A 20,260-nucleotide genomic window follows, 5' to 3' on the forward strand; every position below is an offset into this window, starting at 1 on the left:
GCTCCGGTCGTGCCCCGCAGACCGCTGAACCTACGCGAGCCGCCGGACGCGGGGTAGCGCACCGGTGCCCCGAACGGGCCGTCCGGCACTCACCGGTGCACAGATGAGTCCGGTGAGTCCGGTTGGTCCGGTTTCGGGGCGCCCGCTCCGGGGCCGTCCGCCGCGCCGAGGTCGGGTACGGGCAGCTCACCGGTCACAAGGTGGGCGAGGACGACCTCGTACAGATCGGTGCCGCCGTCCGTCAGCCGGCGTTCCAGCACGGGTTCGGCCGCCCGCACGTGCTCGCGCACCGTCTGGGCGTGGACGCCGAGCACCTGGGCGGCGCGTTCGGCGTGTGCGTCGGCGCCGGTCCAGGCGCGCAGGGTGCCGCGCAGGTCCCGCCCGTCGTCGTCGAGCCGGCCGAGGAGCCCTTCGGCCCAGGCGCGCAGCGCGCTCGTCCGCAGCAGCTCGGTGAGCCGGGTGCGGCAGGGCGGGTCGGGCAGGCCGCGGGGGTCGCACGGGCCGTACGCGGCCTCGGTGTTGAGGGCGGCGTGGGCGACGGCGCGGACGGGCAGCCGGGAGAGGTCGGCCCCGAGCAGCGCGGCGACCCGGTCCATCCGGGCGCGGACCGTGTTGCGGCTGACGCCCAGCACCTTGGCGGCGCTCACGGCGGTGAACTCCAGGCCGAGCCGGGTGGTGGCGAGCAGTTCGGCGCGCACATGGTGGGGCAGCGCGTCGAGCGGACGGAGCACCGCGCCGGCCCAGGCCCGCAGCGCGGCGGGGTCCATCAGCTGGGCGGGGCGGGTGCGGGCGGCGTAGACGGCGGCCCGGTCGGGCCGGAAGCGGGCCACGGCGAGGGCGGTGACGGCCTGTCCGTAGGCGGTGGCGGTCAGGGCGAGGCGCTGCCGGGGGCTGCCACCGAGGAAGGTGCCGGGCCGGCCGATGACGAGGGACCGCAGCCGCTCCCCCACGTCGGAGGCCGGGCCGACGACGATGACGTGCCGGTCCACGGCGGGGCAGCGCACGACGAGCGCCCCGCCGTCGGTGGCGTCCCCGCACACCTCGGCGAGCCGGTCGCGTTCGTCGGCGGCACTCTCGAGGACGTACACCCGGGCGGTGTCCTCCTCCAGCAGGCCCGGCCACAGGCCGGCGGCGACCCGGCGGGCGGAGACGGTGTCCTCCACCATGAGCAGCTGCAGGATCGCCAGCCGCAGATCGGCGGTGGCGCGCCGCAGCCGGCGCCCGGACTCCGCCAACTCCTTGTCCCGAAGGAGCAGTTCCAGCACGCTCGCGGTGTGGCCGAGGATGTCCGCGGCCTGCCGGTCGAAGGGCGCCGGACGGGCCACGGCGAGGACGGCTCCCACCGCGGGACCGGGCCCCGGGTGCCGGATACCGACCAGGCGCACATGCCGTACGCCGTCCTCGACGGAGGCGGCGAAGACCCGGCCGGTGGCGACGTCGGCGACCACGGCGGCGTCGAGCGGCAGGCGTTCACCGGCGAGCAGAGCGCCGTGCGCGTCCTGGAGGCAGACCGCGGCCTGCACGGTCCGGCCGAGCCAGGCGACGAGCCGGCGAAGATCGCGTCCGGCGGGCCGCAGATGGTCCAGCAGCTCCTGCGCCCAGAGGCTGTCGCCGGCGTGCGACCGCGGCGACACCGGGCCCTCGTCCGGTCGGCCGACCACGCGCCCCCCTTCTCGTCTCCGTTGTGACCTGGGCTTACGGGTGCGCACACGGTACCTGACGAGAGGGCCTCCCGCCCGGACATGACTCCGCCGGCGGCCCGGGGGGGGTGGGACGCCGGCGGAGTCTCGCGTCCGAGGTGGGGGGGATACCCAGGACGGCTCAAGTCGGGTGCCCCCGAATCGGAGAAGTAATCCCGCGAATGTGGGATCGTCGGCCGGACGCGCCCCGATCGGCCTCCGGATGTGCGTACGACGGCCTCCGGATGCGCGTGTGACGCCCCGGACGGCATAAGCTCGACGCGTGGCGAAGTACTTCGACGTGCATCCTGACAACCCGCAACCGCGCAGCATCGCCCAGATCGCCGACGCGGTGCGCTCGGAAGCCCTCATCGCATACCCGACCGACTCCTGTTACGCGCTGGGCTGCCGGCTGGGCAGCCGGGACGGGATGGACCGGATCCGTTCCATCCGCCGGCTGGACGACCGGCACCACTTCACACTGATGTGCCGGGACTTCGCGCAGCTCGGCCAGTTCGTGCAGGTGGACAACGACGTGTTCCGCGCCGTGAAGGCGTCCACGCCCGGCAGTTACACCTTCATCCTCCCGGCCACCCGGGAGGTGCCGCGCAAGCTGCTGCACCCGAAGAAGAAGACCGTGGGGGTACGCATCCCCGACCACGTGGTCACCCAGGCGCTGCTGGCGGAGCTGGGCGAGCCGCTGCTGTCCAGCACGCTGCTGCTGCCGGACGAGAAGGAGCCGCTGACGCAGGGCTGGGAGATCAAGGACCGACTCGACCACGTGGTGGACGCGGTGGTCGACTCGGGCGAGTGCGGCACCGAGCCGACGACGGTCGTGGACTTCTCCGGCGGCGAGGCGGAGATCGTACGGCGGGGCGCCGGGGACACCAGCCGCTTCGAGTGAGCGCGCGGGCACCGGGTGCGGGGCTGCGGATCTTGCGTGGCAGCATGGGCCGTAGCCGGCGCCGGGGGGCCGACCGCCGCCCGACGCCCATTCCCCCAGGGAGGCCTGCTCACCATGACCGATCTCCAGCGAACCGACGTCGACATCCCGACCGAGGACGGCGTCGCCGACGCCTATCTCGTCCATCCCGCGGACGGGCGCCCGCGTCCGGGCGTGCTGTTCTACCAGGACGCCTACGGCCTGCGCCCGCATCTGAAGTCGATGGCCGACCGGCTGGCCGCCGAGGGCTACGCGGTGCTGGTGCCCAATGTGACGTACCGTCTCGGCCGGGCGCCGGTCCTCGAACTGCCGGAGTTCATCGACCCCGGCGCCGACCCGACCATCTGGGAGAAGCTCGGCCCGATCATCTTCTCGCTGACCCAGGATCTGATCGTGCGGGACTCCGCCGCTTATCTGCGCTGGATGGCCGACAGCCCGGCGGTCGCCGACGGGCCGGTCGGGCTCACCGGCTACTGCATGGGCGCCCGGCTCTCCCTGTGGACGGCGGCTGCGCATCCGGACCGGGTCACGGCGGCCGCCGGATTCCACGGTGCCGCACTCGCCACCGACGATCCGACCAGCCCGCACCTGGGTGCCCCGCACATCAAGGCGGAGCTGTACCTCGGCCACGCCGACAACGACCCGTCGCTGCCGCCGGAGCAGATCGAGCGCTTCGAGAAGGCCCTGACCGATGCCGGGGTCCGGCACACGTGCGAGGTCTACGAGGGCGCCCAGCACGGCTACACGCAGGCGGACACGCCCGCGTACGACGAGGAGGCCGCCGAGCGGCACTGGGCGGCGCTGCTCGGCCTGCTCGGGCGCTCCTTCTGACACCGGCTCACCCACCGGACCACGATCGGCTCCCGGCTCCCGCCGCACCGCGGGCGCCGGGAGCCGATCTCGTTCCACGCATTGACACACACGCGGTTCACCACGAATCTGAGAGCGCTCTCAGACAGGTACGGACCAAGGTCCGTACGACCCCGACCCCACACGGAGGTATGGAGAGTGCCGCATCAACTCACCCGCCCCGCACTGCCCCTGGCGGCCGCCGCGGCCCTGGTCGGCTCGGTGCTCGCCCTCGGCGCCCCGGGCCGCGCCGGTGCCGCCGTACCGGACACCATCCCCCTGCAGATCACCAACAACTCGGGCCGCTCCGAACCGGTCTACGTCTACGACCTCGGCACCCAGCTGTCCTCCGGGCAGCAGGGCTGGGCCGACGCGAACGGCACCTTCCACGCCTGGCCGGCGGGCGGCAACCCCCCGACGCCCGCTCCGGACACGGCGATCGACGGCCCGGCCCCCGGGCAGTCGAAGACGATCCGGATACCGAAGTTCTCCGGCCGGATCTACTTCTCCTACGGCCAGAAGCTCGATTTCCGGCTGGCCACCGGCGGCCTGGTGCAGCCGGCCGTGCAGAACCCCTCCGACCCCAACCGGAACATCCTGTTCAACTGGTCCGAGTACACCCTCAACGACTCCGGGCTGTGGCTGAACAGCACCCAGGTGGACATGTTCTCGGCGCCGTACGCGGTCGGGGTGCGGCGCTCCGACGGCGGCGTGGGCACCACCGGACATCTGAAGTCCGGCGGCTACTCCGGCTTCTTCGACGCACTGCGCGGCCGGTCGGGCGGCTGGTCCGGGCTGGTCCAGACCCGCTCCGACGGCACGGTGCTGCGTGCGCTCTCGCCGCTGTACGGCGTGGAGACGGGCGCCCTGCCGGCGAACGTGATGGACGACTACGTGAGCCGGGTCTGGCAGAAGTACGCGACGTCGACGCTGACCGTGACGCCGTTCACCGACCGGCCGGACACCAAGTACTACGGCCGCGTCTCGGGCGACGTCATGAACTTCACCGACGCCTCGGGCGCCGTCGTCACCAGCTTCCAGAAGCCGGACGCGGACAGCGTCTTCGGCTGCCACAAGCTGCTCGACGCGCCCAACGACCAGGTCCGCGGCCCCATTTCGCGCACCCTGTGCGCCGGTTTCAACCGCTCCACGCTGCTGGTCAACCCGAACCAGCCGGACACCTCGGCGGCCGGCTTCTACCAGGACGCGGTGACCAACCAGTACGCGCGTGCCGTGCATGCGGCGATGGCCGACGGCAAGGCCTACGCGTTCGCCTTCGACGACGTCGGCAACCAGGAGTCGCTGGTCCACGACGGCGGCCCGCAGCAGGCGTATCTCACCCTGGATCCGCTGAGCTGACATGCCACGGCCCCGCACCCCTCGGGTGCGGGGCCGCGACGGGTGGCTCAGCCGGTCGTCAGGGCGGTGTCGTCCACGACAAAGCTGGTCTGCAGCGAGGAGTCCTCCACGCCGTTGAACTTCAGCGTGACCGTCGAGCCCGCCGGCGAGGACAGGTCGAAGGACTTCTGGCTGTAGCCGGCGGCCTTGTTGAGGTTCGAGTAGGTCGCGAGGGTCTTCGAACCCGCGGTCACCGTCAGCTTGTCGTACTGGGTGCTGGTGGTGGTCTCCGAGGTGTCGATGGGCAGGGATCGACAGGCCGGCGGGCAGACCGAAGGCGCTGTAGGACAGCGCGCCGCTGTTGGTGCTGCTCGCCTGCACCTGGAGACTGACGGCCGTGCCGACGGTGGAGGTCTGGTTGCCCGGGTTGGTGACCGTCACGCCGTTGCCCGGCGGGGTGACATGGCTGCCGACGTTGATGCCGGCGAAGGCGTTGGCGACGCCCGCGTACTGGGCGGAGCCCGCGCCGTACAGCGCGGTGGCCGCGTTCAGGGAGGCGGTGCGGGCGGCGGCGTAGTCGGTGCCGGACGTCATGTACGTCGTCAGCGCCTTGTACCAGATCTGCAGCGCGGCGGCGCGGCCGATGCCGGTGACGGTGACGCCGTCGGAGGTCGGGCTGTTGTAGGTCACACCGCTGATGACCTTGGTGCCGCTGCCCTCGGAGAGCAGGTAGAACATGTGATTCGCGGGGCCCGAGGAGTAGTGCACGTCGAGGCCGCCGACGCCCGAGTACCAGGAGTCGGCCGAGCTGCCGTCCTTGCTGGGCTTGTCCATGTAGCGCAGCGGGGTGCCGTCGCCGTTGATGTTGATCTTCTCGCCGATGAGGTAGTCACCCGGGTCGGAGCTGTTGTTGGCGTAGAACTCCACGCCGGTGCCCATGATGTCGGAGGTCACCTCGTTCAACCCGCCCGACTCACCGGTGTATTCGAGCCCCGCGGTGTTCGAGGTGACACCGTGACTCATCTCGCGGCCGGCCACGTCCAGCGAGGTCAGCGGGTCGTTGTTGCCCGATCCGTCGCACTGGGGCGACGGCACCAACCTCGTCGCGCTCGCCGTCGACTTCCGCCGCGACGAGCGCGAGCGGCGGGCGCGGGCCGAGCGCGGCGAGTGGGCCGGTGACGGAGGCACCTGGGCGCACGGCATCCTGGGCGACTGGCTGGACGCCTGGGCCTGGTGGCTGCGGGCCACGACGCCGGTGCACGCCCGGCTCGAACCCGTCACCTGGCGCTCCATCGCCCTGCAACTCGGCGCCGCGCAGGGCTACGAGTAGCGACCGGCCCCGCACCGGTCCCTCGCCGCCCCTCGCCGCCCCTCGCCGCCCCTCGCCTGGCATGATCACGGCGTGACGAGCGAATCCACGCAGCCCGGCCGGACCAGGTACGTCCTCTTCGACGTCGACGGCACGTTGATCGACGCCCTGGACAACCAGCGCCAGGTATGGCGAGCGTGGGCGGCGCACTACGGACTGGACCCGGACGAGGTCTGCAGCGTGGCCCTGCGGACCCGGCCCACCGAGACCTTCGCGCAGGTCGCCGCGGGCCACGATCCGCACGCGTGCCTGGGCAAGCTGCACGAACTGGAGGACGAGGACGTCCGGTCCGGCCGCTACGCGGCCTTCGACGGCGCGGCAGAGGTGCTGCGCGGCCTGCCGCCGGGGTCCTGGGCGCTGGTGACCTCGAACTACGCGCACCGGGTGCGCGGCCGTTTCCTGCGGACGGGTCTGCCGGCGCCGGGCCTGATCGTCGACGCGGCCGCCGTCGAGGAGGGCAAGCCCTCTGCCGTTCCGTATCTGCGGGCCGCCGCGCTGCTGGGCGCCGATCCCGGCGACTGCCTGGTCATCGAGGACGCCCCGTCCGGAGTGCGGTCCGGGCTGCGTGCCGGTATGACGGTGTGGGGCGTGAACGCCGCTGCCGCGGTGGAGGGCGTGCACCGCCACTTCGGGAGCCTGCGCGAAGCGGTCCCGCACATCCTGGCCTTCGCGTCCGGATCCGCTGCCGGCGCCGGCCCTGCGACACGCCCGCGGACCCGACCCCCCAACCGCCGCTGACCGGTGCGTTGTTACGGTGGATCGTGTGTCTGAATCCTCGCGCGATACCGCACAGGGCGCCGGCTGGGGCTCGGCCGAGCCCGGAGCCTACAAGCAGTTGATGCCGGACCACGTCGAGAAGGTGTCGTGGCTGAACCCGCGGACCCTGTGGCTCGCCCGCAACGGCGTGCTGGCGTCCTGGTTCGGTGATCCGACCGGACGCACCCGCGCCCGCTGGGTGGCGCGCCGGCAGGCGGCCGGGGCGCCCGACGACAAGGTGATCCGGCGGGACGGCGCCGACCGGTTCTCCTTCATGGTCATCGGGGACACCGGCGAGGGCGACGATCCCCAATACGCCGTCGTGCCCGGGTTCCTGAAGGCGAGTCAGGGCACGGACTTCGCGGTGATCGCGAGCGATGTGATCTATCCGGTCGGCAGCGCCCGGGACTACGGCGACAAGTTCTTCCGGCCCTACCAGGACTATCCGGCGCCGATCTACGCGATACCGGGCAACCACGACTGGTACGAGGACCTCGGCGCGTTCATGCGGGTCTTCTGCGCCGACACCCCGCCGCTGGACCCCGAGCCCCGGCCACGCCCGTTCGGCCGCGCCTGGTGGCGCGCCCTGCTGTGGCACCGGCCGCGCCCGACGGACGAGCAACGGCTCGCCGCCGCACGGCAGTTGCGCGCGGATCCCGGTCAACAGGCCGCGCAGCCGGGGCCGTACTGGGCCATCGACGCGGGTCCGGTGCGGATCGTCGGTATCGACACCGGTCTGCTCGGCACGATCGACGCCGAACAGGGCGCCTGGCTGCGCACGGTGTCCCGGGGGCCCAAGCCGAAGATCCTGATCACCGGGTCACCGCTGTACGTCGACGGCGAACACCACCCGTGCCGGATCGAGGGCGGCGGGACGGTGGACGAGATCGTGCGGAACCCGGAGCACCGCTACGTGGCGGCGATCGGCGGTGACATCCACAACTACCAGCGCTACCCGGTCGATGTGGACGGCCGCACCATCCAGTACGTGGTCGCGGGCGGCGGCGGGGCGTTCATGCACGCCACGCACACCATTCCGCGCGTATCGGTCGGCGGTGTCACCGAGCGGGACTTCCGCTGCTATCCGCTGCGCGGTGACTCGCTCGCCTTCTACAGCCGCCTGTACGGACGCCGGCTGCGGCTGCGCCGCTTCTTCACCCTGAGCGAGTCGGAGGCCACGGCCGTCGTCGCCGAACGGCTCGGCATCGAGACGGGCCGCGCGCCCGGTCCGGACACCCGGGTGAGCAGGCGCACCCGTCTCGTCGCGAGCCTGCTCGGCACCGGCGGCCGCCCGGACCGCGAGTCCCGTTTCCGGCTGCCCGTGCGCACCCTCTACACCCGGCTGTTCTCGCCCGGCTCGGCCACGTACAGCCCGCCGTTCTTCAAGTGCTTCCTGCGGCTGGACGTCGCTCCGGAGGAGTTGCGGCTGCGCTGCTTCGCCGCGACGGGCAACCGTGCGCAGGAGGCCGATCCGCCGGTGGAGGACGAGTTCGTCATTCCGCTGAAGTGATCACACGGTTGTCACACCCGCCTGCCAGAATCGGAGGCGGAAGCGACGTACGACCGTTGGAGGAGCCCATGCCGTCCACCGCCCGTCCGCTGCGCAAGCTGGGCTTCCTCACCATCGGCCTGTTCGACCCCGCGGATCCGGCGGCGGGGCACGAGTCCACGCTGCGGATCATCGAGCTGGGCGAGCGGCTCGGCTTCGACAGCGCCTGGCTGCGCCACCGCCATCTGCAGCACGGCATCTCGTCCCCTGTCGCCGTCCTCGCCGCCGCCTCCCAGCGCACCCGGCGCATCGCGCTGGGCACCGCGGTGACACCGCTCGGCTGGGAGAACCCGCTGCGACTCGCCGAGGACCTGGCGACGGTGGACATCCTGTCCGGCGGCCGGCTGAACCCGGGCGTCAGCGTGGGCCCGCCGACACACTTCGACCAGGTCAAGGACGCCCTCTACCCGGACACGGCCGAGGCCGAGGACTTCTCCTACGAGCGGGTGCGACGGCTGCTGGACCTGGTGCGCGGCAAGCCCGCCAGCGACTTCAGCGGGCGGGAGGGCTTCGAGGTGTTCTCGGACGTCGTCCAGCCCCAGTCCCCCGGGCTCGGCCGCCGGCTGTGGTACGGCGGCTCCGGCCTCCGCTCGGCCCGCTGGGCGGGCGAGCACGGCCTGAATCTCCTCACCAGCAGCGTGGTCAAGGCGGAACAGCCGGACGGGCCTTGGGACTTCGCCGCGATCCAGCAGTCCCTCATCAGGGAGTTCCGCGCCCGTCACCCCGACGGCGACGCGGCCCGGGTCTCGCACGGCCTGGTCGTGATCCCCACCGACTCCGCGAGCCCGGAGCAGCGCGCGAAGTACGAGGCGTACGCGGCCCAGCGGCTGCCCCGCACCTCCTCCCCGCAGGGGCCGGGCCGGCTGCTGTTCGCCCCGGACCTGGTCGGCACCTCGCAGGAGATCGCCGAACGCCTGTCCGCGCACGCCGCGTTCCGGGAGGTGGACGAGGTGGCGTTCGCGCTGCCGTTCACCTTCGCGCACGAGGACTACGTACAGATCCTGACGGACATGGCGACAAGCCTGGGCCCGGCACTGGGCTGGAAACCGGCCGGCTGAGTCCACGAAGCGAGGGAAGGTCCCATCGTGAACGGTATTCCGGTGTACACGCTCAACGACGCTACGGCGATCCCCGCCATCGGTCTCGGCACCTGGCCGCTCGACGACGCGGCGGCCGAGCGGGCCGTGGGCTCCGCGCTCGGTCTGGGCCACCGGCTGGTGGCACCGCGGCGAACCACGCGAACGAGACCGGTGTCGGCAGGTACGCCGACTCCTGGAAGGCGATGATCAAGCTGCGCGAGGAGGGGCTGGTCCGCTCGATCGGCGTCTCGAACTTCACCGAGGAGCACATCACGCTGCTGGAGAAGGAGACCGGCGTGCTGCCGTCGGTGAACCAGATCGAGCTGCACCCGCTGTTCCCGCAGGAGGAGCTGCGCGCCTTCCACGCGGACAAGGGCATCGTCACCGAGAGCTGGAGCCCGCTGGGCCGGGGCAGCCATGTGCTGGACGACCCCGCGGTCGCGCGGATCGCCGAGCTGCACGGGGTGACTCCGGGCCAGGTACTGCTGCGCTGGCACGTCCAGATGGGCGCGCTGCCCCTTCCGAAGTCGGCCGATCCGGGCCGGCAGCGGGCCGACCTGGACGTCTTCGGCTTCTGCCTGGACTCCGGGCAGCTGGCGGCGATCGCCCGCCGCGCTCCGCGCCGGCTCGGCGACGATCCCGAGCGGCACGAGGAGTTCTGAGCCGGCCGCGGGCGCCGCTCGCGCGTCGCGCTGACTGGTCCTGTCGCTCCCAGGATCGCCGGGGTACTGCTACGGCGGACGCCCGGGGCGCAGGGTGGAATCCGGGGCCGCCGCCGTGACAGCGGTGGCCCGGACAGCCTGAGCACCATCCTGAGAGGTACGACATGACTGCACAGCTCGGTGGCACGATCACCCCGGCCGACGGCCTGACCCTGACCCGTGTCGGCTACGGCGCCATGCAGCTGGCCGGGCCGCATGTCTTCGGTCCGCCGAAGGACCGGGAGCGGGCCGTGGCGGTGCTGCGCGCGGTGGTGGAGGCGGGCATCACACACATCGACACCGCCGATTTCTACGGGCCCGTGGTCGTCAACGAGATCATCCGGGAGGCCCTGTACCCCTACCCCGCTGATCTGCACATCGTCACGAAGGTCGGCGCCCGCCGGGGACCCGACGGCAGCTGGATCCTGTCCCGGCACCCCGAGGACCTGAAGGCGCAGGTGTACGACAACCTGCGCAGTCTCCGCGTGGAGTCCCTGGACGTCGTCAATCTGCGGCTGGGTGGCGTGGACGCCCCGAACGACGACTCCCTGGCCGAGCAGTTCGGCGCGCTGGCCCGGCTGCGGGAGCAGGGGCTGATCCGGCACCTCGGGCTGAGCACGGTGACCGCCGCGCAGCTGGACGAGGCGCTGGCGATCGCACCCGTGGTGACCGTCCAGAACCTGTACAACCTGGCCGACCGGCAGGACGACGCGCTCGTGGAGCGTACGGCCGCCGCGAACATCGCCTTCGTGCCGTACTTCCCCCTCGGCGGCTTCACCCCGCTGCAGTCCGAGACGCTGGCGAAAGTGGCGGCCCGGCTCCAGGCGTCGCCGCAGCAGGTGGCGCTGGCCTGGCTGCTGCGCCGGTCGCCGAACATCGCGCTCATCCCCGGTACCTCCTCGCCGGAGCACCTGCGCGAGAACGTCGCCGCCGCGGGCCTGGTCCTGCCGGACGACGCGGTCGCCGAGCTGAACGGCATCGCGGGCTGAGCGGCTGTCCGTTCCGGTGATCGGATCTCTCAGGTGCCGGGCAGCGTCTGCTCGGCCCAGATCGTCTTGCCCCGGCCGGTCTGTCTGCTGCCCCAGCGCTGGGTGAGCTGGGCGACCAGCAGCAGTCCGCGGCCGCCCTCGTCATAGGCGTGCGCCCGGCGCAGATGGGGGGAGGTGGAACTGGCGTCGGAGACCTCGCAGATGAGCGCGCGGTCGCGGATCAGCCGCAGCTGGATGGGGGGTTCGCCGTAGCGGATGGCGTTGGTGACGAGTTCGCTGACGACGAGTTCGGTGACGAAGGCGGCCTCCTCCAGCCCCCAGGTGGCCAGTTGCTCGCCGACCGCCTGCCGGAAGGCGGCGACCTCGGCGGGGTCGGGCGGGACGTCCCAGGTGGCGACCCGGTCGGCGCCCAGGGCGCGGGTGCGCACGAGCAGCAGGGCGACGTCGTCGCTGTGCTGGTCGGGCAGGACGGCCTTCAGGACGCTGTCGCACAGGGCCTCCAGGGAGGCGGCGGGCGCGCTGAGGGCTCGGCGCAGTTCGTCGGCGGCACCGTCGATCTCCCGGTCGCGGTCCTCGATCAGGCCATCGGTGTAGAGCGCGACGACGGAGCCCGCGGGGAGTTCCAATTCCGTCGCCTCGAACGGCAGCCCGCCGACACCGAGGGGTGGTCCCGCGCTCATGTCGACGGACTCGGCGGTGCCGCCCGGCAGGACGACGGCCGGGGCCGGGTGGCCGGCGGCGGCCAGGCTGAGGCGGCGGGAGACCGGGTCGTACACGGCGTACAGGCAGGTGGCGCCGAGTTCGGCGACCTCCTCGCCGCTGTCCTCGGCGGCCAGGTGGGTCACGAGGTCGTCCAGGTGCGTGAGGAGCTCGTCGGGCGGCAGATCGACATCGGCGAGGGTGCGTACGGCGGTGCGCAGCCGTCCCATGGTGGCCGAGGACTGGATGCCGTGGCCGACGACATCGCCCACGACCAGGCCGACCCGGCCGCCGGAGAGCGGGATGACGTCGAACCAGTCGCCGCCGATGCCGGCCAGCGAGCCGCAGGGCAGATAGCGGTGGGCCACCTCGACCGCGGCCTGTCCCTGCCCGGGCAGGCCTCTGGGCAGCAGGCTGTGCTGGAGGGCGAGGGCGGTGGTGCGCTCGCGGGCGAAGCGGCGGGCGTTGTCGATGGAGACGGCGGCGCGGCTGCCGAGTTCCTCGGCGAACACGGCGTCGTCGGGGCCGTAGCCGTCGGGGTGGGCCATGCGGACGCCGACCGCGACGCCCAGGGTGGTGCCGCGGGCCCGCAGGGGCACCGCGATCAGGGAATGGACGCCCTGCCGGTGAAGCCGGCCCTCCGGCGAGCGGGTGTTGCGCTCGTTCAGCCATTCGACGAAATCCGGCTCACCGGCCCGGCTGAGCACCGCGTGGCCCTCGCGCAGGGCGCGGGCGGGCGGCGCGTCCGGCGGATAGACGTCGACCTCGCCGATGCGGACGGCCGCGCCGGGGTTGCCCTCGCGGGTCGAGCCATGGGCGATGCGGTACAGGACGACACCGCCGTCCGGCATCATCGGCGGTTCGTCCGCGCCGAGCACCCAGTCGAGCAGGTCCACACAGGCGAAGTCGGCGTAGCGCGGGACGAGGATGTCCACCAGTTCCTCGGCGGTGCGCACCACGTCCAGGGTGGTGCCGATGGCGGTCGTCGCCTCGTTGAGCAGGGCGAGCCGGCGCCGGGCCCAGTACTGCTCGCTGTTGTCGAAGGCGGCCATGCCGACCCCGGTCAGCTCGCCCGAGCCGGCGCGCAGCGGCCACATCTCGACGCTCCACAGATGCTCCCGGTTGAGTGCGGGAGCACCGGCGAAGCTCTCGTAGCGGACGGACCGGCCGGTCTCGGCGACCTCGCGCAGGTGGCGCAGGAAGCCCTGGTCGGATTCGCCGCCCTCCACGGTCTCCAGGAAGAACCGGCCGGTCAGGGATTCCTCGGAGACGCCCATCACCTTGCAGGCGGTGTCGTTGACGCGCAGATAGCGCTGTTCGAGGTCGAAGACCGACATGGACATGGAGGCCTGTTCGAAGGCCGCGGCGGCCAGGGACGTACCGGGCGGTTCGGCGGTGACGACGAAGCCCGCGGGCCGGCCGTCGGCCCCGGCGAGGGGGCAGGCGGAGACGTACAGCTCGACGCGGTGTCCGTCACGGTGACGCAGTGCGACGGTACCGGCCCGCGCGATGAGCGTTTCGTCCGGGACGTGCTCGGCGAGCAGTTCGGTCGCGGGCCGGCCCACGACGTCCGCGGCGGCACGGCCGGTGAGCCGCCGCGCGCCCTCGCTCCACCCGGCCACCGTGCCCAGGGCGTCAATGACCGCCACGGCGGCGCCATGCTTCATATGCCCCAGGATGTTCCGATTGCCGCGGCACATCAAGCGCGGGAGCGTTACAGAGCGTCCCGCGCGGAGCCGGAGCGGGTCAGCCCTTGTGGGTGCGCAGGGCGGCGAGGGCCCGGTCCGCGTGGGTGTTCATGCGCAGCTCGCTGCGGACGACGGCCAGCACCGTGCGGTCCTCGGCGATCACGAACGTCGCGCGTTTGGTGGGGGCGATCGAGAACCCGCGCTTGACGCCGAACCGCTCCCGGACCGTGCCGTCGGCGTCGGAGAGCAACGGCATGCCGAGGCCGTGCCGGCCGGTGAACTCCTGCTGCTTGTCGACGCTGTCCCCGCTGATGCCGACAGGCCGGGCACCGACGGCGGCGAATTCGGCGGCGAGATCACGGAAGTGGCAGGCCTCGGCGGTGCAGCCGGGGGTGAGCGCGGCCGGGTAGAAGAAGAGCACCACCGGACCGTCGGCGAGCAGCTCGCCGAGCCGGCGGGTGGCGCCGGTCTCGTCGGGCAGGGCGAAGTCCTCGACCTTGACCCCGACCTCGATGCGTTCCGTCATGACCGTCCTCCCATGGCACCGGCGGCGCCCGGAAAGGCGACTGCGGGGACCGGCGCCGCGCCGGATACGAGCCGGATATTACTGGACGGTAGTCGTGTCGCACAGGCCGCCCGGCGCCGCGGGCGTGCTGGAATCGGCGAGTCCCCACCGTTCCCTGACCCCGGAGGAACCTCATGGCCTTCGCCGTCGTCGCCCAGTACCAGTGCGCCCCCGCCGACGCGGACACCGTGCGTGACGCACTGCGCAAGATGCGCGAGCTGGTCCCGTCGGAACCCGCCAACCTCGCCTACGAGGCGCACGAGGTCGTCGACCGGCCGGGGGCGTTCGTGCTGTACGAGCGCTACACCGACCGGGCCGGCTTCGAGGCGCACAAGGAGACGGACCATTTCGCCGTACTGATCCGGGGCACGGTGTTCCCGCTGCTGAAGGAGCGGACCATCACCTTCACCGAGACGCTCTGACACCTCACCCGGACGTCCGCCGGGACGAGCAGGACGACAGAACGCCGCAGCACCGGGCACCGGACGGATCCGGTTCCGGATGCCTGTCCCGCGGGACGTCCCAGCCGTCCCCGGGGACGGCGGAACGGCATCCTGACGGCCTGTCACGGAAACGCTGGCTTCGTGATCACTCCTCGTGGTCACGAGAAACACAGCCGGAGGTTTCCATGATCGGACGGACCCTCAAGAGCGGTCTGCTGACGGCGGTCGCGGTGCTCGCGCTCCTGCCCACGGCGGCCGGGGCGACCGCGGCGAGCGCCGCCGCCCAGCAGCCGGCGCCCAGCGCCGTCACCCAGTACGACAACCACCACCACCGCGCCCACCACCGGCACACCTCGTACCGCTTCCACCACCACCGCCGCCACCTGCGCAGGCACCACGCGCACCGGCTGCACCGCGGCCACCGGTACACGGCCCAGGCGGCGGTGTACCGCTCCTTCGAGCGGTCGATGGCCTACCGGCGTGCCCTGCGCACATCGCCGTACCGGCTGCTGCCGTACCGCCTCGTGGCGCAGCCCGTGTCGTACCGTCACGTCCGACCCGTCACCGGCCGGGTCGCCACGCGTCACCTCCGGCTGAACGTCCGCTCCGGTCCCGGCACCGGCTACCGGGTGATCGGCCACCGGTACACGGGCCGGCATGTGGCGCTGGTCTGCAAGGCGCACGGCTCCCGGGTGCACGGGAACCGCACCTGGTACCGGCTGCCGCACCACAGGGGCTATGTCTCGGCCCACTACATCCGCACCAACCGCGCCGCCCTCCCCCGGTGCTGACGGCACCGCGCCGCCGCACCGCCTAGCCGCCGAAGGCCCGTTCGACGACCCCCGAACGGGCCTTCGGTGCGCCCGCACGCCTCACCTTCCTCATACCTCACCGGGTGTTGCAGTCGCCGCACTCCTGGGAAGCCATTCCGACAACAGTGATGAAATCCCCCCATAGGGGAAACCTCTCGCTGAAGCCCGTGGCGGAACCGACAGAGGAAGCCGACAGAGGAATGGGAGTCGAGGACGCACATGCGGCACCCCCAAGCGCCGACCGCGGCGGACGAGCCCCTGGGGCCGGCCCTGCGCGAGCTGAAGGACCGTACGGGACTGAGTCTCGCGGCGCTGGCCGCGCGCACCCCGTACAGCAAGTCCGCCTGGCACCGCTATCTCTCCGGCGGTACGCCGCCGCCGCGGCCCGCCGTGGAGGCGCTGTGCCGGCTCGCCGGTGCCGATCCCGAGGCCGTACTGGCGCTGTGGGAGGCGGCCGACGTCGCCTCGGCCGCCGCGGCGCCGGAGCAGCCCGGCCGGGCGCGCCGGTTCCGGCGGATCCCGCCGTGGCGCGCCTCCTGGCTGCCGCTGTCCCTGCTCGCGCTGTGCGGCGCGGCGACGGCGGTGGCCGCCACCGTCGCGCTGTGCGTGCGTCCGGGAACCGCGCCCGCCGCGCAGCCCGTGTCGGCGGTGCCGCGCTGTCACGGCCGGTCCTGTCAGGGCGAGTTGCCCGACGCGTCGGTGTGCGCGAGGGACGCGCGGACCACGAGCACGGTCACGGGCCCCGCCTACACCGTCCGGCTGCGCTATTCGCCCGCCTGCGGGACCGCCTGGTCCGAGGTGCGGCTGCGGTCGGCCAGGGCGCGGCAGGTGTCGGTGCGCTCCGGGCAGGACGTGCTCTCGGCCGGCTATCCGGCGGACGACACCGCCGGGGACAGCAGCCCCATGCTCTCGGTGTCCTCGCCGCGGGGCGTGGAGGCGTGTGCCGAGGTGGACGGCGAACTGGCCTGCACGGGCCTGGACGTGGAGCCGGACGAGCAGGGCGGGTGACGCATGGTGCCGGAGCGCGAGACCCCCAGGGGTGGTCAGGTGACGCGGCGCAGTGCCCGCGGGGTGAGGTCGGCGAGGGTCGGGTATCCGTCGACCGCCATCAGCAGGTCCGCCTCGGCGAGCAGGGACCGCAGCACATGCACGATGCCGTCGACGCCGCCGAGCGCGAGCCCGTAGGCGTAGGGGCGGCCGACGGCCACCGCGGTCGCGCCCAGCGCGAGTGCCTTGACGACGTCCGCGCCGCCGCGCACCCCCGAGTCGAAGATCACCGGGAGTTCCTCGGCGGCCTCGACGACCTCCGCCAGTGCGTCGAGCGCGGCCAGGCCTCCGTTGGCCTGCCGGCCTCCGTGGTTGGAGCAGTAGACGCCGTCCACGCCCCCGTCCCTGGCGCGGCGCACGTCCTCGGGGTGGCACAGGCCCTTGACGATCAGCGGGAGTTCGGTGAGCGACCGCAGCCACGGCAGGTCCTCCCACGTCAGGGGGTTGCCGAACACGCCCGCCCAGTGCAGCACCGCCGCGCCGGCATCCTCCTCCGGGGGCCGGGGAAGCGCCGCGCGGAAGACCGGGTCACTGGTGTAGTTGGCCAGACAGTGGCCCCGTAGCTGGGGGAAGTTGCCCGTCGACAGGTCCCGGGGGCGCCATCCGGTCACCCAGGTGTCGAGGGTGACCACGATCCCGCGGAATCCGGCCCGCTCGGCCCGTTCGACCAGACTCGCGGCCAGGTCCCGGTCCGTGGGCGTGTAGAGCTGGAAGAATCCCGGCGTCGACCCGAATGCGGCGGCGACCTGTTCCATCGGGTCCACCGACAGCGTCGAGGCGATCATCGGCACGCCGGTGGCCGCGGCCGCGCGGGCCGCCGCGAGGTCACCGTGTCCGTCCTGCGCGCACAGTCCCAGCACCCCGATCGGCGCCATCAGCAGCGGCGAGGGAAGCGTCAGCCCGAACATCGACACCGACAGATCCCGCTGCTTCGCCCCCACGAACATCCGCGGGATCAGTCCATGACGGGCGAAGGCGGCCACGTTCGCCCGCTGCGTCCGTTCGTCACCGGCCCCGCCCGCCACGTACGACCACACCGACGGGGACATCGCCGCACGCGCGCTCTCCTCCCAGCCCTCGAACGTCATCGGGAAGCGCGGCAGCACCCCCCCGCAGCCCGTCGAGATAGATCTCGTCCTGGTACCCGCCGAACCCGCCCACTGTTGCTCTCCTTTGAGTGCGCCGGAGTGTGCGGACGACTACATCACATGCTCCCGGCGGGTGGTCAGCCCGAGGTGCTCGGGCCGGCGGGTCGAGCGCAGGGCGGCGATGCCGATGAACACCATGGACGACACACCGGCGAGCGCGAAGGCGGTGAAGCCCCGGTCGCCGTCGCCCGACGCGAGCAACCGGCCGCCCGGCCAGGGCCCGAAGCCGGCACCGAAGCGGCCCATGCCCGAGGTCCGGCCGACGGCGGTGGCACGGTGGTCCGGGGTGGAGCGGAGGGCGACGGTCGCGTAGATCATCGTCTGGAAGTCCCCGGCGCACGCGGTGACGACGAGGGGCGACCGGGGCGACGGGGAGGAGGGCGCAGCCGGGTCAGTCGCCGAGCGCGTCGATCACGCCGGCGAGGTGGGCGCTGACGGCGGCCTTGGCCGCGCACAACCCTTCCAGGACCATGCGGCACTCCGTGATCGCGACCGCTTCCTCCACGGTCACCACCCGCACCCGCGAGCCGCGGTTGCGGATCCGCTCGACCACCCGCGAGCCGCGGTTGCGGATCCGCTCGACCAGTCCCTGCGCCTCCAGATCGATCAGTGCCGCACGGATGCCGGCCCGCGTCACCCGAACTGCTCGGCGAGTTCGTTCCCTAAATCCAGCCAGACAAGATGGTCAACAATTTTGTCAGCGACTGGTCGCGCGGCTTGGCCCGCGCGCCCGTCAGCCCGTGCGGTACAGCTCGCTGAGCAGCTCCAGGACCGCCTGGAGAGCGGGGTGCGGATCGTCCCGCCACCAGGCGAGCCGTACCGCGACGGGCTCGGCATCGCGCACCGGCCGGTAGACGATGCCGTGCCGCGGGTACTGGTTCGCGGTCGACTCCGCGGTGACGCCGATGCCGCGCCCGGCGGCGATGACGGTGAGCCAGTCGTCGACGTCGTGCGTCTCCTCGACGGCGGGCCGGGAGTCCGCCGGCCACAGCTCTGGGGTGGTGGTACCGGTGCGCCGGTCGACCAGCAGGACCCGGCCGGTGAGGTCGGCGAGCCGGACCGAGCGGCGCCGGGCCGGCGGATCGTCGGCTGCCATCGCGCACAGGCGCCGCTCCAGGCCCACGATGGCCGTGTCGAACCGCCGGTCCTCCAGCGGCCGGCGCAGCACCGCGAGGTCGCAGGCTCCTTCACCGAGCCCGGCGGACGCCGTGTTGACACGCACGAGATGCAGATCGGTCCCGGGATGCGCCGCGGTCCAGCGCCGCTGGAAGGCGACGGTGTGCCGGCCGACCGCCGACCAGGCGTAGCCGATCCGCAGCCGGGTGTGCCCCGAGGTGGCCTCCTGGACCAGGTCGGCGACGTCCGCCAGCACCCGCCGGGCCTGCGCCACCACCCGCGATCCGGTCGCCGTCGGGGTCACCGCACGCGAGGTGCGCCGCAACAGCCGTACACCCAGGGTCCGTTCGAGACCGGCCAGGGTGCGGGACACGGCCGCCTGGGACACCCCCAGGGCGATCGCCGCGTCGGTGAAGGTGCCCTCGTCGACGATGGCGACGAGACAGCGCAACTGCCGGAGCTCCAGCTCATCCATACGCTCAGCGTATAGATCGTTGAACGCATGCATTTTGCGCAAGAGACACGCGGGCGGATGCTCCCGGCATGCGACGAGTTCTGCGACGTCCCGCGGCGTCCGTGTCCGTGCCTGGGTCCGTGTCCGTGCCTGGGTCCGGGTCCTCGGCAGCCCACCCCACGCCGAGCAGGCCGGCCGGCGTGGCGACCATGGTCGGCAGCGGTCTCGCGAACCAGACCGGCGCGGCGATCGGCGCGCTGGCCTTCCCGGTCCTCGGTCCGCTGGGAGTGGTGGCGGTACGTCAGTACGTGGCCGCACTGGTTCTCGTGGCCGTCGGCCGGCCGCGCCTGCGCGCCTTCACCTGGCGGCAGTGGTGGCCGGTCCTGCTGCTCGCCGGGGTCTTCGGCACCATGAACCTGACCCTGTACAGCGCGATCGACCGGATCGGCCTGGGGCTGGCGGTGACCCTGGAGTTCCTCGGCCCGCTGAGCATCGCGCTGGCCGCCTCGCGGCGCCGGCTGGACGCCGGGTGCGCGGTGCTGGCGGCGGCCGGAGTCGTGGTGCTGATGCGTCCTCAGCCGTCCGCCGACTATCCGGGGATGGGGCTCGGTCTGGTGGCCGCCTGCTGCTGGGCCTCGTACATCCTGCTCAACCGACTGGTCGGGCGGCGCGTGCCGGGCGCACAGGGCTCCGCGGCGGCCGCGTGCGTGTCCGCGGCAGCCTTCCTGCCGGCCGGGATCCTTCTCGCGCTCCGGCATCCGCCGACCGCCGGGGCCGTGCTGTGCGCGGCGGCGGCGGGCCTGCTGTCGTCGGCCGTGCCGTACCTCGCCGATCTGGTCACGCTGCGCACGGTGCCGGCCCATACCTTCGGCCTGTTCATGAGCGTCAACCCGATGCTGGCGGCCGTGGTCGGCTGGGCGGTCCTCGGGCAGGGTCTCGGGCTGCCGGAGTGGGTGGGCATCGGGGCGGTGGCCGCCGCGAACGCGGTCAGCATCGCGACGAGCCGCACCTGACGGATCGTCACACATCCGCCGTA

Annotated in this window: 16 protein-coding genes and 5 pseudogenes; 13 read left to right on the plus strand and 8 right to left on the minus strand. The window is 72.7% G+C overall.

The genetic code is table 11. The features are described from left to right. Nucleotides 1-89: 89 nt before the first annotated feature. Nucleotides 90-1,661: a helix-turn-helix domain-containing protein gene (locus IE277_RS48840; protein ID WP_189954386.1), complete on the minus strand. Its 1,572-nt coding sequence runs from the start codon at nucleotides 1,659-1,661 to the stop codon at nucleotides 90-92. 301 nt (nucleotides 1,662-1,962) lie between these two features. Here IE277_RS48840 and IE277_RS20355 point away from each other — a divergent pair, with 301 nt between their 5' ends. From IE277_RS20355 to IE277_RS20365, 3 genes are all read left to right on the plus strand, one after another. Continuing rightward, the gene (locus tag IE277_RS20355; RefSeq protein WP_189954387.1) at nucleotides 1,963-2,583 is read left to right on the plus strand and encodes an L-threonylcarbamoyladenylate synthase; all 621 of its coding nucleotides are present in this window, start codon (nucleotides 1,963-1,965) and stop codon (nucleotides 2,581-2,583) included. A gap of 114 nt (nucleotides 2,584-2,697) precedes the next feature. After that, the gene (locus tag IE277_RS20360; protein WP_189954388.1) at nucleotides 2,698-3,453 is read left to right on the plus strand and encodes a dienelactone hydrolase family protein; all 756 of its coding nucleotides are present in this window, start codon (nucleotides 2,698-2,700) and stop codon (nucleotides 3,451-3,453) included. A gap of 177 nt (nucleotides 3,454-3,630) precedes the next feature. Then, nucleotides 3,631-4,830: a glycoside hydrolase family 64 protein gene (locus IE277_RS20365; RefSeq protein WP_189954390.1), complete on the plus strand. Its 1,200-nt coding sequence runs from the start codon at nucleotides 3,631-3,633 to the stop codon at nucleotides 4,828-4,830. A gap of 47 nt (nucleotides 4,831-4,877) precedes the next feature. Here IE277_RS20365 and IE277_RS20370 read toward each other — a convergent pair. After that, nucleotides 4,878-5,886, minus strand: a pseudogene (locus IE277_RS20370) (M4 family metallopeptidase); the annotation flags it as partial. Between IE277_RS20370 and IE277_RS20375 the strand changes: the two are divergent. From IE277_RS20375 to IE277_RS20400, 6 genes and pseudogenes are all read left to right on the plus strand, one after another. After that, nucleotides 5,873-6,139 carry a hypothetical protein gene (locus tag IE277_RS20375; protein ID WP_189954392.1) on the plus strand — a complete coding sequence of 89 codons (267 nt, stop codon included), beginning with the start codon at nucleotides 5,873-5,875 and terminating at the stop codon, nucleotides 6,137-6,139. The pseudogene IE277_RS20370 and the gene IE277_RS20375 sit on opposite strands and share 14 nt — an antisense overlap. Before the next feature lie 72 nt (nucleotides 6,140-6,211). After that, nucleotides 6,212-6,916, plus strand: a complete 705-nt coding sequence (locus IE277_RS20380) for an HAD family hydrolase (protein ID WP_189954394.1) — start codon at nucleotides 6,212-6,214, stop codon at nucleotides 6,914-6,916. Between the two features lie 25 nt (nucleotides 6,917-6,941). After that, nucleotides 6,942-8,444: a metallophosphoesterase family protein gene (locus IE277_RS20385; RefSeq protein WP_189954396.1), complete on the plus strand. Its 1,503-nt coding sequence runs from the start codon at nucleotides 6,942-6,944 to the stop codon at nucleotides 8,442-8,444. A 68-nt stretch (nucleotides 8,445-8,512) separates the two neighbouring features. Next, complete coding sequence (locus IE277_RS20390) at nucleotides 8,513-9,541, plus strand: LLM class flavin-dependent oxidoreductase (RefSeq protein WP_189954398.1); 1,029 nt, start codon at nucleotides 8,513-8,515, stop codon at nucleotides 9,539-9,541. A gap of 27 nt (nucleotides 9,542-9,568) precedes the next feature. Beyond that, nucleotides 9,569-10,224 (plus strand): annotated as a pseudogene (locus tag IE277_RS20395) (aldo/keto reductase). A gap of 164 nt (nucleotides 10,225-10,388) precedes the next feature. Continuing rightward, entirely contained in the window at nucleotides 10,389-11,252 is an 864-nt protein-coding gene (locus tag IE277_RS20400; RefSeq protein WP_189954400.1) for an oxidoreductase, read from the plus strand. 29 nt (nucleotides 11,253-11,281) lie between these two features. Here the strand turns inward: IE277_RS20400 and IE277_RS20405 are convergent, their stop codons facing one another. Both IE277_RS20405 and IE277_RS20410 read right to left on the minus strand, forming a co-directional pair. Further along, complete coding sequence (locus tag IE277_RS20405) at nucleotides 11,282-13,618, minus strand: SpoIIE family protein phosphatase (protein ID WP_189954402.1); 2,337 nt, start codon at nucleotides 13,616-13,618, stop codon at nucleotides 11,282-11,284. A 79-nt stretch (nucleotides 13,619-13,697) separates the two neighbouring features. Continuing rightward, a complete protein-coding gene (locus tag IE277_RS20410) occupies nucleotides 13,698-14,165 on the minus strand; it encodes a peroxiredoxin (RefSeq protein WP_308433404.1) in 468 nt (155 codons plus the stop codon). A 173-nt stretch (nucleotides 14,166-14,338) separates the two neighbouring features. Here IE277_RS20410 and IE277_RS20415 point away from each other — a divergent pair, with 173 nt between their 5' ends. The 3 genes from IE277_RS20415 to IE277_RS20425 all read left to right on the plus strand — a co-directional run bounded on the left by IE277_RS20415 (nucleotide 14,339) and on the right by IE277_RS20425 (nucleotide 16,467). Beyond that, entirely contained in the window at nucleotides 14,339-14,626 is a 288-nt protein-coding gene (locus IE277_RS20415; protein WP_189954404.1) for a putative quinol monooxygenase, read from the plus strand. Nucleotides 14,627-14,832: 206 nt separating this feature from the next. Further along, nucleotides 14,833-15,438 carry an SH3 domain-containing protein gene (locus IE277_RS47325; RefSeq protein WP_229881836.1) on the plus strand — a complete coding sequence of 202 codons (606 nt, stop codon included), beginning with the start codon at nucleotides 14,833-14,835 and terminating at the stop codon, nucleotides 15,436-15,438. A gap of 240 nt (nucleotides 15,439-15,678) precedes the next feature. Further along, nucleotides 15,679-16,467 (plus strand): XRE family transcriptional regulator, encoded by a 789-nt coding sequence (locus IE277_RS20425; protein ID WP_189954406.1) that lies wholly within the window; start codon nucleotides 15,679-15,681, stop codon nucleotides 16,465-16,467. 35 nt (nucleotides 16,468-16,502) lie between these two features. Here the strand turns inward: IE277_RS20425 and IE277_RS20430 are convergent. The 4 genes and pseudogenes from IE277_RS20430 to IE277_RS20445 all read right to left on the minus strand — a co-directional run bounded on the left by IE277_RS20430 (nucleotide 16,503) and on the right by IE277_RS20445 (nucleotide 19,245). Beyond that, a pseudogene (locus IE277_RS20430) lies at nucleotides 16,503-17,667 on the minus strand (alpha-hydroxy-acid oxidizing protein). A gap of 38 nt (nucleotides 17,668-17,705) precedes the next feature. Then, a pseudogene (locus IE277_RS20435) lies at nucleotides 17,706-17,978 on the minus strand (MFS transporter); the annotation flags it as partial. Between the two features lie 103 nt (nucleotides 17,979-18,081). After that, nucleotides 18,082-18,347 (minus strand): annotated as a pseudogene (locus IE277_RS20440) (GntR family transcriptional regulator); the annotation flags it as partial. A gap of 40 nt (nucleotides 18,348-18,387) precedes the next feature. Beyond that, a complete protein-coding gene (locus IE277_RS20445) occupies nucleotides 18,388-19,245 on the minus strand; it encodes a LysR family transcriptional regulator (RefSeq protein WP_189954408.1) in 858 nt (285 codons plus the stop codon). Between the two features lie 179 nt (nucleotides 19,246-19,424). Between IE277_RS20445 and IE277_RS20450 the strand changes: the two genes are divergently transcribed. Continuing rightward, a complete protein-coding gene (locus tag IE277_RS20450) occupies nucleotides 19,425-20,237 on the plus strand; it encodes an EamA family transporter (protein ID WP_373310828.1) in 813 nt (270 codons plus the stop codon). The last annotated feature ends 23 nt before the right edge of the window (nucleotides 20,238-20,260 follow it).

The organism is Streptomyces alanosinicus, from assembly GCF_014650595.1.
Lineage (GTDB): Bacteria > Actinomycetota > Actinomycetes > Streptomycetales > Streptomycetaceae > Streptomyces > Streptomyces alanosinicus.

Excerpts from the sequence above, each read along its gene's own strand:
- IE277_RS20415 (WP_189954404.1), top strand. The coding sequence starts at position 14,339 with ATGGCCTTCGCCGTCGTCGCCCAGTACCAGTGCGCCCCCGCCGACGCG.
- IE277_RS20410 (WP_308433404.1), bottom strand. The coding sequence starts at position 14,165 with ATGACGGAACGCATCGAGGTCGGGGTCAAGGTCGAGGACTTCGCCCTG.
- IE277_RS20445 (WP_189954408.1), bottom strand. The coding sequence starts at position 19,245 with ATGGATGAGCTGGAGCTCCGGCAGTTGCGCTGTCTCGTCGCCATCGTC.
- IE277_RS20405 (WP_189954402.1), bottom strand. The coding sequence starts at position 13,618 with ATGAAGCATGGCGCCGCCGTGGCGGTCATTGACGCCCTGGGCACGGTG.
- IE277_RS20390 (WP_189954398.1), top strand. The coding sequence starts at position 8,513 with ATGCCGTCCACCGCCCGTCCGCTGCGCAAGCTGGGCTTCCTCACCATC.
- IE277_RS20425 (WP_189954406.1), top strand. The coding sequence starts at position 15,679 with ATGCGGCACCCCCAAGCGCCGACCGCGGCGGACGAGCCCCTGGGGCCG.
- IE277_RS47325 (WP_229881836.1), top strand. The coding sequence starts at position 14,833 with ATGATCGGACGGACCCTCAAGAGCGGTCTGCTGACGGCGGTCGCGGTG.
- IE277_RS20400 (WP_189954400.1), top strand. The coding sequence starts at position 10,389 with ATGACTGCACAGCTCGGTGGCACGATCACCCCGGCCGACGGCCTGACC.
- IE277_RS20360 (WP_189954388.1), top strand. The coding sequence starts at position 2,698 with ATGACCGATCTCCAGCGAACCGACGTCGACATCCCGACCGAGGACGGC.